The organism is Parabacteroides sp. AD58 (genome assembly GCF_023744375.2).
In the GTDB taxonomy this organism is placed as follows: domain Bacteria; phylum Bacteroidota; class Bacteroidia; order Bacteroidales; family Tannerellaceae; genus Parabacteroides; species Parabacteroides absconsus.
Window position 1 is genome coordinate 2,440,778 of sequence record NZ_CP146284.1, and the last position, 14,292, is coordinate 2,455,069.

Genomic DNA, 14,292 nt, shown 5'->3' on the forward strand with positions numbered 1-14,292 from the left:
TAGATGATGCAAAATTACGACTTTCCGCTAAATCTGCAAAAATCCGAATTGCTTTCTGCCTTATTTTTCATAACTTTCGGGCGTTAATTGCATATTTTCACCTAAAATATACGTCTTATGGCTACAATTGACATGATAGACACAGGCTATTTCTATGCCGACGGCGGTGCCATGTTCGGGGCTATACCCAAAACAGCCTGGCACAGGAAATATCCGTCCGACGAAAACAACGGCTGTATTTTAGCCATGCGCAGCCTGCTGATCACGACTGCCAACCAACGCCGGATCCTGATTGATACGGGTGCCGGATTCAAACATTTACGCTCGCTGAGTTATTACCGGTTCTTCGGCCTGCATAACCTGGAAGACGAGCTTTCCGCACGGAACTTGCGACCGGATGACATTACAGACGTTATATTGACACACCTGCATTTCGACCACTGTGGTTTCTGTACCCAAGAGGAAAATGGAAAGGTGCGAATGACATTTCCGAATGCCAAGCATTGGGTCAGCCTGCGCCAATGGCATAATCTGCTGCACCCCAATGCGCTGGAAAAAGAATCTTATTTCAAAGAAGATATGCAAGCGGTAGAAGAATCCAGACAATTGCAGTTGCTTTCTGAAGATCTTATTCTTACGCCGGATGTCACCTTACGGCTCTTCGATGGACATACGGCAGGGCAGATCGTTCCTTATATCCGGACAGCCAGCGAGACAGTTGTTTTTGCAGGTGATGTCATTCCGCTTTTTGCCAGCATCTCGCCGGAATGGATTTCGGCCTACGATATCATGCCATTGACTTCATACGAGGGAAAATGCAGGTTGCTGGAACAAGCCGTCCGGGAACAACAACGGATCGTTTTCTGCCACGACGCCTATACAGCTTCAACCCGTATCAAAAAGACGGAAAGCGGACTGTATCTTCCGATCCGGGAAAGCATCCAGAAAGCCGTTATCCAAGCCTCAACCGACTGACATTTTGACAAAATACTCTTTTTCTGCACGCGAGAAAAAGAGGAAATTCATCCATTTTTTACCTTGTTTTGGTTTGTTTTTTGAAAATGCAGATCAAAACAAGGCCCAAAAGTCCTGATTTTATCCTTTTTCCTGCCTGAATCTGGACTCAAAACCCACGAATTTTAAAGGAAAACCTCGTAGGAAATGGATGAAAAGCCGGCATATTTTACTCAAAACACGCCGGGAAATTCAAAAAAGGCCTTACTTTTTTGAGAAAAGAGACTGAGAGAGCTATTTTCCCTCCTTTTATTGATCGGAAAAAGCTACTTTACCCAACTATCTTTTTGCTCCATAATTTCACCAACGGCTGACATGCCCCTGTTTTTCTTGCCCGGCTTGTACTTTATTCCCCGACAAATAACTCCATTTCACCAGCCTCAGCTATCAAACTGAAAAACCTCAACTCGCTATACAGGCAATAAAAGTCAGTATGCCCGGACAGCGGTCCGAATACGCGAAAAATAAAGGGGTTTCTACCCGACAGATTGGCAGAGAATCGGATACTTAATTCCTTTCCCGGTTACGGGGATGATGTTCTAAGATTTCTTTCCGCAGCGACTCCCGGTCGATGTGCGTATAGATTTCAGTCGTAGTTATACTTTCATGCCCTAACATTTCCTGGATGGCACGCAGATTGGCTCCGCCTTCCAAGAGATGGGTGGCAAAAGAATGGCGAAAAGTATGCGGACTGACCGTCTTATGTATTCCGGCCAACTCAGCATGTTGCTTGATGACATAAAAAACCATCACGCGGGTAAGCGGCGCGCCCCGGCGGTTCAGGAACAGAATATCTTCCGCTCCCTTTTTAACAACCATCATACCGCGATAATACAGATAATTCTTAATTTCCCGCAAAGCCGTTTGCGAGATCGGGACCAAGCGTTGTTTGGAGCCCTTTCCTTCTACGCGGATAAAACCTTCTTCCGGATAAACGTCAGAGATACGCAAGCCTACCAGTTCAGAAACACGCAGTCCGCAACTGTAAAGCACTTCCAGCATGGCCCGGTTCCGCTGACCTTCGGGAGTAGACAAGTCGATGGTATCTAATATCCGGTCAATCTCCTGCACTGAAAGGACATCAGGCAGTTTCATGCCGATCTTCGGTATTTCCAACAGTTCGGTGGGGTCTGATTCGATATAACCATCCAGCAAGAGAAATTTATAGAACGACTTGATGCCTGAGATAATCCGGGCCTGCGAACGAGCCTGAATGCCGATATCATGCAATTGTGCCACGAACTGCTGCAAGTCATCGTAAGTAATCTTTCGAATGTCTTTGTCTTCCGATTCCACAAAACGGACCAGCTTGTCCAAGTCTGTCAGATAAGCTTCAATGGTATTCGCAGAAAGAGCCTTTTCCAATCGCAAATACGTCTTATACCGATTATATATATCTTCCTGGGCCGGCATTTTCCGTCTCTGTTTTACTGTATCACACAATCTGTTTTAGCCGATTCCGGCTTTCTTTATATAAGCGCCAAGCGCAAAATGACAAACAAATGTAATAAATTAGCAATAATGTCTTCACATGATTAACTTTCCTTTGCAACGTCAAACGAAAAAGATTTTTAAACTAAATTATCAAAAATGGAGCTTTCAAGTAAAATGGTTCGATTAACCGGACTGCTTTGTGTTGCAAGTACTTTACAGGGAATTCCTTCCTTGTTCGCATCTGTTCCCAACATGATCCCCAGCATTGCCCAGCAAAGCGATGTTTACATGTTGACAGGTACAGTCATTGATGAAGCCGGTGTTCCAGTCATTGGGGCCAACATCATTGAAAAAGGAACGACAAACGGTGCTGTCACTGACTTTGACGGTAATTTCTCTATCCAGATCAGCAAGCATTCAACACTCGTTGTCTCTTATATCGGGTATTCAGACCAGGAAATAGCCGTAAACGGAGCTCAGACACTTCGTATTGTCTTAAAAGAAGATTCACAGTCGTTAGACGAACTGGTTGTTGTAGGTTATGGTACACAGAAAAAAGTAAATTTGACAGGCGCTGTAGAACAGGTCACAAGTGAAGTATTCGACAATCGTTCGGTACCAAACGTAACACAAGCCTTGCAAGGTTCTATCCCTAACTTAAATATTCAGATTACCGATGGTAAGCCGACACGTACGGCCAGTTACAATGTGCGTGGTACTACTTCTATCGGACAAGGTGGCGATGCTTTGGTTTTAATTGATGGCGTAGAAGGCGATCCCTCAACCCTGAATCCCAATGATATTGCCAGTGTATCCGTTTTGAAGGATGCTGCTTCTGCAGCCATTTACGGAGCACGCGGTACCTTTGGTGTCGTTTTGATCACGACCAAAGAGCCGAACAAAGACAAGACTTCGATCACTTATTCAGGCAACTTCTCGATGCAGCAGCCTACAACCGTCCCTGATTTTGTAACAGACGGTTATGAGTATGCCAGCCATTTCTATGAAGCATATCATGCCTGGAACAACTATTCTGCTGACCCGAAGAACATCAACAAGACACAGGAGTTCTCATTGTCATGGCTGGAGAACTTCCGCCAGCGGAAAGAACAAGGCATCACCCAGGAATGGGAAATCGATCCGACCGGTAAATATATTTATTATGGTAACGAAGATTACTATGATGCGCTGTACAAAAAACATACATTTGCACAGGATCATAACCTGTCAGTCAGCGGAAACAACGGAAAACTGAACTACTATGTTTCCGGACGTTTCTACGGTTACGATGGTCTGTTCAAACATAATACCGACGAATATAAAACAATGAACCTGAGAGCCAAAGGTTCTATACAGGTATTCGACTGGTTGAAGATCGAGAACAATATGGAATTCTCGAACATGGACTATCACAACCCGATCAATGTGGGCGAAGGCGGATCAATCTGGCGTAACATTGCCGATGAAGGACACCCGAGTTCTCCGATCTTTAATCCGGATGGTTCGCTTACCTTCTCGGCAGCCTATACAATCGGAGATTTCATCTATGGTAAAAACGGATTGGACACCAACAACCGGGTACTGAGAAATACGACAGGTTTTACAGCCTCATTCCTTGAGAACAAACTGCATGTCCGCGGCGACTTTACCTTCCGCAACACCGATTACGGACAGACGCAACGCCGTGTGCCGGTTCCTTATAGTACATACGACGGTGAAATCCGTGAACTGAGTACACAATACAACGATATACAGGAATACAAGACACGCACCAATTACATTGCGACCAACATCTACGCCGATTATGAAAATACATTCAACGAAGCTCACTACTTCAAAGGCATGATCGGTTATAACTACGAACAATCGACTTATGACGGACTGAAGGTTTTACGAAACGGATTGTTGCTCGAGGATTCCGAAAACATCAACATGGCCTTGGGTGATGCTATCACGACATCAGGTGAATACAACAGATGGCGTATTGCCGGTGGCTTCTTCCGTTTGAACTATGGATACAAAGACCGTTATCTGGTAGAAGTGAACGGCCGTTACGACGGGTCTTCCAAATTCCCGACAAACCAGCAATGGGCTTTCTTCCCGTCAATCTCCGGTGGTTGGCGTTTGTCGGAAGAAGAATTCTGGAATGTAAAACCGGAAATCCTTTCGGATGTCAAGATCCGTGCTTCCTATGGTTCATTGGGAAATGGTAACGTAGATCCGTACAGCTATCTTGAACTCCTCAGCATCAACACTTCCGGACGCGTATTGAACGGGTTGAAAAACAAATATACCAGTGCTCCGGCTGTTATGCCCGACGGACTGACTTGGGAAACAGCCACGACAACGGATGTGGGAGCAGATTTCGGTTCACTGAACGGACGCCTCCGTTTCTCGGGAGACTATTATATCCGTAAGACAACCGACATGTACACCGTGGGAGAAACACTACCGGATGTATTCGGTGCCAGCTCTCCTAAAGGAAACTATGCCGATATGACTACTCGCGGTTGGGAAATAACCCTGACCTGGCGCGACCAGTTCCAGTTGGCCAGCAAGCCTTTCAACTACGAAATCCGTGGTACTTTATCCGACTATATCTCAACCATCGACCGTTACAATAATAAAGACGGAAAACTTTCAGATTACTATGCCGGACAACGCGTAGGTGAAATCTGGGGATATGTAACCGAAGGTTTGTTCCAAAGCCAGGAAGAAATCGACAATCATGCCGACCAGACCCTGATTCAGTCATCTTCACAGCACGTCACTTATCCGGGCGACGTCAAGATCAAAGACTTGAATGGTGATGGTGTCATTGATTATGGAAACAATACTCTGACCGACCATGGTGATAAAACCATTATCGGTAATAGTCTGCCTCGCTTCTCCTACAGCTTGAACCTGAGCGGCGACTGGAACAGCTTCTTCGTCTCAGCCTTCTTCCAAGGTGTCGGAAAACAAGACTGGTATCCGAGTAGCGAATGTATCTTCTGGGGACAATACAACCGTCCGTACAACAACCTGCCGACATGGCACTTAGGAAACTATTGGACAGAAGATAATCCGGATGCTTATCTGCCCCGTTATGCAGGTTATAACTCTTCTCTGAAAGAAACGACGCAGACTCGCTACTTACAGAATGTAGCTTACATCCGACTGAAGAATCTGCAGTTCGGTTATACATTGCCGCAGGAAATTGTAGCAAAAGCCAAGATGCAGAACGCGCGTATCTACATTTCCGCAGAAAACCTCTGGTGCTGGTCACCACTGTATAAGCATACACGAGATCTGGACGTAACGAATATTTACGGTTCCGATCCGGATCTGACCGACGGAGGCAGCGGTGATGGACAAAGCTATCCGCAGATGCAAAGTATTAGTTTAGGTGTTTCTGTAACTTTTTAATTGAATAGACAAAAATGAAAAATATTATAGTACCTTTTGTTTCCGCCTGTTTGTTCCTTTCTGCTTGTTCCATGGATGAAGTTCCACAGGCGTCAGTTGATAAAGAAACGGTATTCAGCAATGAGAAAGGTCTGGAAACATATTCCTATTCTTTCTACGACATGCTGCCATCTGTAACCAACGGTTATAACCAGGATGCCATGTGTGACTATGGAGCTGTAACCAATTATGACGACTTTATCCGTGCCGGAGCCTATTCTCCGGAAGTCAGTACAGGCTGGGACTGGACAGATCTTCGCAACATCAATTATTTCATTGAGAACTGTACAAATGAAGCAGTAGAAGAATCCGTCCGTAACAATTACATCGGCTTAGCCCGTTTCTTCCGAGCTTACTTCTATTATGAGAAAGTCGTTCGTTTCGGAGATGTGCCCTGGATTGACCGGACTTTGACCGTCGACGACGAATTACTTTACGCGCCACGTGATTCACGTACCGTTGTCATGGATCATGTCTTGGAAGACCTGGATTTTGCCTGCGAACATATTACACGGACCAGCGATGAAACAGGTTCACTTGTTACCAAATGGGTTGCCTATGCACTCAAATCCAGAATCTGTCTGTTTGAAGGAACTTTCCGTAAATACCATACTGAATTAGGATTGACCGATACAGCAGACAAATGGCTACAGGAAGCAGCGAATGCAGCCGAAACCGTCATGAATGAAAGTGGATATTCTATTTATACTGGAGCTGGTGAAGACGCCTCATTCCGTACTTTGTTTATCAGTAATTCTCCGGTTACTTCCGAAGTCATGCTGGCAAGTGTTGCCGACGAAGGATTAGGAGTCTTGGGTTCAGCCAACTGGTGGTGGACTTCCGGTACATACGGTTCACGTTTCAGCATGATCCGCTCCTTTATCAATCTGTTTCTGATGACAGATGGTACACCATTTACCGATAAGCCCAATCACGAACAAATCGAGTTCTACGATGAATGTCAGAACCGTGATAAACGTCTGGCTCAAACGATCCGTACGCCGGGTTATATGCGTGACGGAAAACCGGCTGCACCGAATTTCAACGGATATTCTTACACCGGTTACCAGCCAATCAAATATACGTTGGATGATTCATACTACGATGCCGGAGCACTGAACACCAACGCCATTCCGCTGTTCCGCTATGCTGAAGTATTATTAAATTATGCCGAGGCAAAAGCTGAAATGGGAACACTGACTGATGCCGACTGGGCCAATACGATTGGTGTATTACGGGCACGTGCCGGAATCACAGGTGGACTAAATGCAAAACCGACGAAAGTCGACAAATACATCCAGGAAACCTATTTCCCGGAAATATCTGATCCAACCATTCTGGAAGTTCGACGTGAACGCTCTATTGAGTTAGCCTTGGAAGGCTTCCGCTTTACGGATTTACTGCGCTGGAAACGTGGAGATCTGATGACGATGCGATGGACCGGAATTTATGTTCCGAAGTTGAATGTACAAATGGACCTGGATCATGACGGGACAACTGATGTGATCTTCTATAAAGGAGAAACACCAACCGGACTGCCATCATCTTGTACGCCGATTGCAGTTGATGGAGGAGACGTAACACGTCAAGGCCTCACAGGTAGCAATTCTGGTAATCTGACATGGTACGACAACGACCCTTCACGAGTTTGGTATGAAGACGGACGCCAATATTATTATCCGATACCAAAATCGGCTATTAACTTAAATGGAAATCTGAAACAAAACCCAGGTTGGGAATAAATCAAGTAAAAGATATGAAAAGAATCGTTTTATATTTATGCGCTGCGCTGGCATGGCTGACTACCTTGCCGGCAGCCGCTGCGCAACAAGCAGAGAAATCATCGTGCACCCTCAATGTCGCTACTTTCAACTTGCGAATGGATACACCGAAAGATGGAGATAACGCATGGCCTAACCGTAAAGAAATGGTCAAAGGTTTAATCCGTTTTCACGACTTCGACATTTTCGGAACACAGGAAGGATTCAAGCATCAATTAGATAATATCCTGGAATTAGGAAATTATGCCTATATCGGAGCCGGACGAGATGACGGAAAAGAAGCCGGTGAACACTCTGCCATCTTTTACAAGAAAGATCGTTTTGAGGTATTGGATAAAGGAAACTTCTGGTTTTCTGAAACACCAAACGTTCCCGGAAAAGGATGGGATGCTGTTTGCTGCAATCGTATCTGTTCTTGGGGGAAATTCAAGGATAAAGTAAGTGGTCAGGTCTTTTTCTTCTTTAATTCTCATTACGATCATCAAGGGAAAGTAGCACGCCGGGAATCTTCCCTCCTGCTGCTAAAGAAAATCCGCGAGATAGCCGGAGAAAAGGCTATTGTCTTTGCTACCGGCGACTTCAATGCCGTTCCGACCGACGAACCGATCGTTACATTGGCTGCCGACGGATTATTACTGGATTCATATACCCGTTCAGAAACGCCCCGATATGGTACAGAAGGCACATTCAGCAGTTTTCAACTGGATGCCCCGATGCAAAACCGGATCGACTATATCTGGGTTACAAAACAAATATCCGTCAAGAAATATGCCGTACTGAACGACATGCAATACGGACATTTCCCGTCTGATCATTTCCCAGTAATGATTCAGGCCGCATTCTAAACAAATACCAGACAAAAACCTGTCTTATGATAGAGCCTTTCAGGAATGGATAAGCAACATCCAAGCCCTGGAAGGCTCATGTATTCTTCAACGCATGATCAAACTGTTTAGCCAAAACTTAACAATAAATCCAAGAAAAATCACTATCTTTGTGCCGTAATGTTTCCTTATACTAAACATTACAGCAAAATTCAATGCGTATGAAGAAAATCTTAATCATCAATGGCCCGAATTTAAATTTGCTGGGAAAGAGAGAACCGACCATATATGGTAATAACACTTTCGAAGATTATTTAGAACAGCTACGAGAAAAATACCCTCAATGCGAAATATCCTATTATCAAAGCAATATCGAAGGGGAATTGATTAACAAGATTCATGAAGTAGGCTTCACTTATGACGGGATCATTTTAAATGCAGGCGCTTATACCCATACATCGATCGCCCTGCACGATGCAATTAAGGCAGTAACGACACCCGTAATAGAAGTCCATATTTCCAATGTACATGCCCGCGAGCCATTCCGCCACGTATCTATGATTTCAGCTGCCTGTAAAGGTGTCGTGATAGGATTTGGCTTGGAATCCTACCGATTGGCATTAGAGTCGTTTATCGGTAAATAACCCGAATGTAAATAATTCAAACTCATTAATTATATGTTAAAGCATACAAAGATTGTTGCTACTGTTTCAGACCAGCGGTGTGATGTCGAATTTATCGACGCCCTGTATAAGGCCGGCATGAATGTTGTCCGCCTGAATACAGCACACATGGATGAAGAAGGTTTATCGCGTGTTGTTAATAATGTTCGTGCCGTTTCTAACCGGATCGGAATTCTGATGGATACAAAAGGTCCGGAAGTAAGAACGACTCCTACTGAAAATAATGTTTCCATACCTTTTGTAACTGGTGATCTGGTAAAGATCTCCGGAGATCCCAATGGAGTGACTACGCATGAACATATCTATGTTTCTTATCCCCGTTTTGTGCATGACCTGTCTGTCGGCAGTACGATCCTGATCGATGACGGCGACCTGGAATTAAAGGTTATCGAAAAGCATGAAGATTATCTGCTTTGCGAAGCGCAAAACGAAGCCACTATGGGAAACCGCAAAAGTGTCAATGTACCGGGTGTTCGTATCAATCTGCCTTCACTGACTGACAAAGACAGAAAAAATATCTTATGGGCTATCCAGAACGACTTAGACTTCATCGCCCACTCTTTTGTCCGGAGCAAACAAGACGTATTGGACATCCAGCATATTCTGGACGAATACAATAGTCCGATCAAGATCATTGCCAAGATAGAAAACCAGGAAGGAGTAGATAATATTGATGAAATCCTGGAAGCTGCCTATGGTATCATGATTGCCCGTGGAGATTTGGGCATCGAAGTAGCAGCCGAGAAAATCCCGGGTATTCAGCGCATTCTGATCCGTAAATGTGTAGAAGTCAAGAAGCCGGTAATAGTTGCCACCCAGATGCTGCATTCTATGATCAATAATCCGCGTCCGACCCGTGCTGAAGTAACGGATATCGCCAATGCCATTTATTATCGGACAGACGCACTGATGCTGAGTGGAGAAACAGCCTACGGTAAATATCCGGTAGAAGCCGTTCAGACTATGACGAAAGTTGCCCGCGAAGCTGAGAAAACCAAATTGGCAGCCAACGACATTCGCGTGCCTATTGAAGGGAATGACTTGGATGTCACTTCTTTCTTGGCTAAACAGGCTGTTAAATCATCCTCAAAGCTGAATGTTAAGGCAATTATCACCGACAGCCATACCGGACGTACAGCTCGCTATCTGGCAGCATTCCGCGGTCCGGCTACCGTATTTGCCATCTGTTACCGTGAAAGAGTAATGCGCATGCTGTCTCTTTCGTATGGTGTTTGGGCCGTTCATCAGCCGTGGAACGACAGCCGTCGGGGTTATTTCTACGATGCCCTGTATCAGCTGATCAAGAGCGGACGTATCACCCGCGACAATATGGTTGCCTACCTGAGCGGAAGCTTTGGAGAAGGTGGTGGAACAACCTTCCTCGAAATCAATAATGTTGGCAGGGTTCTGGATGCAAGCAGCAGCTATACATTGCCTACATTCCAAGAATAAAGGATAAAGACAGAGACATGGAAAAAGTCGATATCAACGATTATATCCTGTCGCACTCTGATGATGAAGGAGATTTACTGGCAGCACTGAACCGTGATGCCAATGTAAACCTCCTTCGTCCTCGTATGCTGTCAGGCCATTTACAAGGAAGAATCCTGAAAATGTTCTGTCGGATGCTACGGCCGAAACGGGCTCTAGAGATTGGAACCTACACGGCATACGCTACTCTATGTATGGCGGAAGGTATGGAAGAAGGTTCTCTCATTCACACCATTGAGATTAATGATGAAATGGAAGACTTTATCCAGAAATATGTTTCCCAGTCACCGCATAAAGATAAAATTAAGGTGCACTACGGCGATGCCATGGACATCATCCCGCAGTTGAACGAGACCTTCGACCTGGTCTTTATCGATGCCAACAAACGGTTGTATTCTAAATACTATGATTTGGTCTTTCCGATGGTACGACCGGGAGGTTTGATCCTTGCTGACAATACGCTTTGGGACGGGAAAGTCACAGAAGAACATGTTCCGGCAGCCGACAAACAAACACTCGGTATTCTTGCCTTCAACGATAAAATCAAGGCAGATGATCGGGTAGAAAAAGTAATCCTTCCTTTACGGGACGGACTAACGATGATCTGGAAAAAATAATTCATTACCAAACGATCAATATTTTCGGGAATTGACTATCTTTCTCCCGACAAATCAAATTCTGATAAATACAGACAATATGGAAAGTACGAGAATAAGCAAAATTGAAAGACTGCTGCAAAAAGAGCTGGGAGACATTTTCCTCAAGCAAGCAAAAGGCATGCCCGGTGTCCTGATATCAGTAAGTGCTGTCCGAATCAGTCCGGATTTAAGCGTAGCAAAAGCCTACCTCAGCATCTTCCCGTCTGAAAAAGGGAAAGAACTGATGGATGCCATTCGTGCCAATACCAAAGCGATCCGCTATGATCTAGGGCAACGGGTTCGGACACAGTTACGCATTATACCGGAACTGACGTTCTTTATCGACGACTCTTTGGACTATATTGAGCATATCGATCAATTGTTGAAGAAATAATTTACGGCGTTGAATTTTCCTTTTTACATAGCCCGGCGATATCTTTTCTCCAAGAAATCTCATAACGCAATCAATGTCATATCATTGATCTCGGTATGTGGTGTCGTTATCGCCACCATCGCGCTCGTGTGTGCCCTGTCGGTTTATAATGGCTTTAACGACTTAGTTTCTTCCCTGTTCAGTCACTTCGACCCGGAACTGAAGATAACAGCCCGCTATGGAAAGGTATTCAATCCGGACAATGACACCATCCGACAAATCCGGAATATGCCGGAAATAGCCATTGCCAGTGAAGTATTGCAAGACAACGCACTCATTAAATACAAGGAACGGCAGGAAGTCGGAGTAATCAAAGGTGTTGACAACAATTTCTCGCAACTGGTCAATATTGATTCCGTACTGATTGACGGAGAATTCAAATTATCGGATGAAGTGGCGAATTATGCCGTTCTCGGAATTGGTCTGGCCTCTCATCTGGGTATTAATGCAGGCTTCATCTCTCCTCTTGAAATATACGTTCCCAAACGCGACCAGAAAGTGAACATGGTGAATCCGGCCTCTTCGTTCAACATCGGATACTCTTTCATTTCAGCGGTCTTCCGAATCAATCAGCAGCAATATGATGATTATTACATGCTGATACCGCTTGAGCAGGCCCGTTCATTACTGCATTACGAGAATGAAGTATCGGCCTTGGAGCTCAAACTGAAAGAGGGTGTTTCTCCTGAAGACGTAGAGAAACAGATAAAAGCATGCATTGGCGACCAGTATATAGTGCAAAACCGCTTCGAACAGCAAGAAGCCTCCTTCAAGATGATGCAGGTAGAGAAATGGATTACATTCCTGATCCTATGCTTTATCTTAGCCATTGCCATCTTCAATATTGTAGGATCATTATCCATGCTGATGATCGAAAAGAAAGATGATGTACAAACACTCCGCAATATAGGAGCCAGTGAATCACAAATCCAACAGATTTTCCTATTCGAAGGCTGGATGATTTCCGGCTTCGGCGCCCTCTTCGGGATTTTAGCCGGTCTGATTCTCTGTCTGCTGCAACAGGAATACGGATTCATTCAGTTAGGAGACACCTCAGGAGCCTTCATTATCGATGCCTATCCAGTGCATGTATTACCGGGAGACATCTGTATGATCTTCATTACCGTATTGATTATTGGTTTTCTGGCTGCCTGGTATCCGGTCCGATACTTGGGCAGAAAATGGATACAGAGAAGATAAGGCACCCTTTTATTCCCGACCTAAAGAATATTCTGTGCCTCATCTCATTGTAAGGATCTTATTTTCGGATCAACAAGCTATCAACTTCCTTACCCGATAAATCATAAATCCGAATATTCATCTGTGTATGATCCGCATCTGCTTTCAGCAATGAATTATTGGAGTTGACTATAATCGGAAAACGAATGCCTTCTTCCCCGGCATCCTTCCGAATCGTCTGATGCAAATGTCCGCATAAATAAACATCCGGATTGGCTTCATTCAACAAGGGAATGAACTTTTCAGCAATATCCAATTCACCATGCCAGCCACCAAAAGGAGGCATATGACAAACAATCACTTTAAAGGGAGCCTGTGTGTATAAGTCAGATTTTAATGCAGTTTTCAGCCATTCCGCCTGTTGAGTACGATATTCGTCATAAGCTGTTATTCCATAATACTCTACATCCGAATCAGGTTTGTCTTCCCCACAATCTAAAACGACAAAGCAAACCGGGCCTTGCCGAAACATATAAAACAATTCTTTTTCTTTCGGATTAAAGTACTGTTGGAAATCCGGAGCCATCGGACCTCGTGTCTCATGATTGCCACGGCAATAATACATCGGAATAGAGCCGGCAAACAGTTCTACCGACTTATCCATAAATCCGCCAAACAGCTGTTCCTGATCATTGGCTATCGACACCATATCGCCATTAAACAAGAATAAATCTGTCTTCTTCAAGTCACATTGTTTGACCATCTGCTCCAAGACTTCATTTCTTCCGTGAATGTCATTGACCATCGCAAAAGAAACACTATTTTTATTCACATCATTCGTAACAAACGACAAGGGTTCTTTTCCGTACACATCCGTCGAAGCCATACTTCCATAAACCACTTCATGCCCGTCATGAGACAAAACTTCCTGCACACATACACGATAACGATACCGTGTACCCGGTTGTAATCCCGATACCTTCACGGCATGTACCGTAGAAGTTTCCTTGATACCGATCTTTGTATCGAAGATTTTCTTTCGCTCTTTCGCATAAAAATGGCTGGCATCATCGGGAGCCATCTCCAACCAACCGACCGACGGCTTATCTGAAATCCATACAATTGTTGCTTCCCGCTCTCCTAAATTCTGCAAATAAGGCCCGTGTAAGATTTTAATATCACTCCACGCCGGTAATGCTACCAGCAGCATTAATATTCCAATCCAGTTTAATCTTGTTTTCATGCTATCAGTATTTAATAAGAAGAGGGTGCATATCAAAAAATACACCCTCTACTATTCTCGTCAATTTCGGAAATGATTCCCGTTAGTTTTAATTTTCATTCTCGATAGTTTCATTTTCTATCCCA

Annotated in this window: 11 protein-coding genes; 9 read left to right on the plus strand and 2 right to left on the minus strand. The window is 44.4% G+C overall.

Annotation, left to right across the window (positions count from 1 at the left end):
* The first annotated feature begins 117 nt into the window (after positions 1-117).
* Positions 118-975, plus strand: a complete 858-nt coding sequence (locus NEE14_RS10540) for an MBL fold metallo-hydrolase (protein ID WP_251967890.1) — start codon at positions 118-120, stop codon at positions 973-975.
* Positions 976-1,521: 546 nt separating this feature from the next.
* On the opposite strand, the gene xerD is transcribed toward NEE14_RS10540, so the two are convergent.
* Positions 1,522-2,427, minus strand: coding sequence for a site-specific tyrosine recombinase XerD (xerD, locus tag NEE14_RS10545; RefSeq protein WP_251967934.1), 906 nt, complete (start codon positions 2,425-2,427; stop codon positions 1,522-1,524).
* A 177-nt stretch (positions 2,428-2,604) separates the two neighbouring features.
* Here xerD and NEE14_RS10550 point away from each other — a divergent pair, with 177 nt between their 5' ends.
* The 8 genes from NEE14_RS10550 (at position 2,605) to NEE14_RS10585 (ending at position 12,945) form a co-directional block, all read left to right on the plus strand.
* The gene (locus NEE14_RS10550) at positions 2,605-5,856 is read left to right on the plus strand and encodes a SusC/RagA family TonB-linked outer membrane protein (protein ID WP_251967889.1); all 3,252 of its coding nucleotides are present in this window, start codon (positions 2,605-2,607) and stop codon (positions 5,854-5,856) included.
* Between the two features lie 14 nt (positions 5,857-5,870).
* Positions 5,871-7,637, plus strand: coding sequence for a RagB/SusD family nutrient uptake outer membrane protein (locus NEE14_RS10555; RefSeq protein WP_251967888.1), 1,767 nt, complete (start codon positions 5,871-5,873; stop codon positions 7,635-7,637).
* Between the two features lie 14 nt (positions 7,638-7,651).
* Positions 7,652-8,521, plus strand: coding sequence for an endonuclease/exonuclease/phosphatase family protein (locus NEE14_RS10560; protein ID WP_251967887.1), 870 nt, complete (start codon positions 7,652-7,654; stop codon positions 8,519-8,521).
* Between the two features lie 200 nt (positions 8,522-8,721).
* Positions 8,722-9,144 (plus strand): type II 3-dehydroquinate dehydratase, encoded by a 423-nt coding sequence (gene aroQ / locus NEE14_RS10565; RefSeq protein WP_251967886.1) that lies wholly within the window; start codon positions 8,722-8,724, stop codon positions 9,142-9,144.
* 33 nt (positions 9,145-9,177) lie between these two features.
* On the plus strand, positions 9,178-10,635 hold the full coding sequence (gene pyk, locus NEE14_RS10570) for a pyruvate kinase (protein WP_251967885.1): 1,458 nt from the start codon (positions 9,178-9,180) through the stop codon (positions 10,633-10,635).
* A gap of 17 nt (positions 10,636-10,652) precedes the next feature.
* Positions 10,653-11,291: an O-methyltransferase gene (locus tag NEE14_RS10575; protein WP_251967884.1), complete on the plus strand. Its 639-nt coding sequence runs from the start codon at positions 10,653-10,655 to the stop codon at positions 11,289-11,291.
* A gap of 79 nt (positions 11,292-11,370) precedes the next feature.
* Positions 11,371-11,706 (plus strand): 30S ribosome-binding factor RbfA, encoded by a 336-nt coding sequence (rbfA, locus tag NEE14_RS10580; protein WP_251967883.1) that lies wholly within the window; start codon positions 11,371-11,373, stop codon positions 11,704-11,706.
* Positions 11,707-11,715: 9 nt separating this feature from the next.
* A complete protein-coding gene (locus NEE14_RS10585; protein WP_251967882.1) occupies positions 11,716-12,945 on the plus strand; it encodes an FtsX-like permease family protein in 1,230 nt (409 codons plus the stop codon).
* A gap of 58 nt (positions 12,946-13,003) precedes the next feature.
* On the opposite strand, the gene NEE14_RS10590 is transcribed toward NEE14_RS10585, so the two are convergent.
* Entirely contained in the window at positions 13,004-14,167 is a 1,164-nt protein-coding gene (locus NEE14_RS10590) for a purple acid phosphatase family protein (RefSeq protein WP_251967881.1), read from the minus strand.
* Positions 14,168-14,292 lie beyond the last annotated feature (125 nt).

Coding starts and splice junctions, on each gene's coding strand:
- NEE14_RS10540 (WP_251967890.1), top strand. CDS start 118: ATGGCTACAATTGACATGATAGACACAGGCTATTTCTATGCCGACGGC.
- xerD (WP_251967934.1), bottom strand. CDS start 2,427: ATGCCGGCCCAGGAAGATATATATAATCGGTATAAGACGTATTTGCGA.
- NEE14_RS10550 (WP_251967889.1), top strand. CDS start 2,605: ATGGAGCTTTCAAGTAAAATGGTTCGATTAACCGGACTGCTTTGTGTT.
- NEE14_RS10555 (WP_251967888.1), top strand. CDS start 5,871: ATGAAAAATATTATAGTACCTTTTGTTTCCGCCTGTTTGTTCCTTTCT.
- NEE14_RS10560 (WP_251967887.1), top strand. CDS start 7,652: ATGAAAAGAATCGTTTTATATTTATGCGCTGCGCTGGCATGGCTGACT.
- aroQ (WP_251967886.1), top strand. CDS start 8,722: ATGAAGAAAATCTTAATCATCAATGGCCCGAATTTAAATTTGCTGGGA.
- pyk (WP_251967885.1), top strand. CDS start 9,178: ATGTTAAAGCATACAAAGATTGTTGCTACTGTTTCAGACCAGCGGTGT.
- NEE14_RS10575 (WP_251967884.1), top strand. CDS start 10,653: ATGGAAAAAGTCGATATCAACGATTATATCCTGTCGCACTCTGATGAT.
- rbfA (WP_251967883.1), top strand. CDS start 11,371: ATGGAAAGTACGAGAATAAGCAAAATTGAAAGACTGCTGCAAAAAGAG.
- NEE14_RS10590 (WP_251967881.1), bottom strand. CDS start 14,167: ATGAAAACAAGATTAAACTGGATTGGAATATTAATGCTGCTGGTAGCA.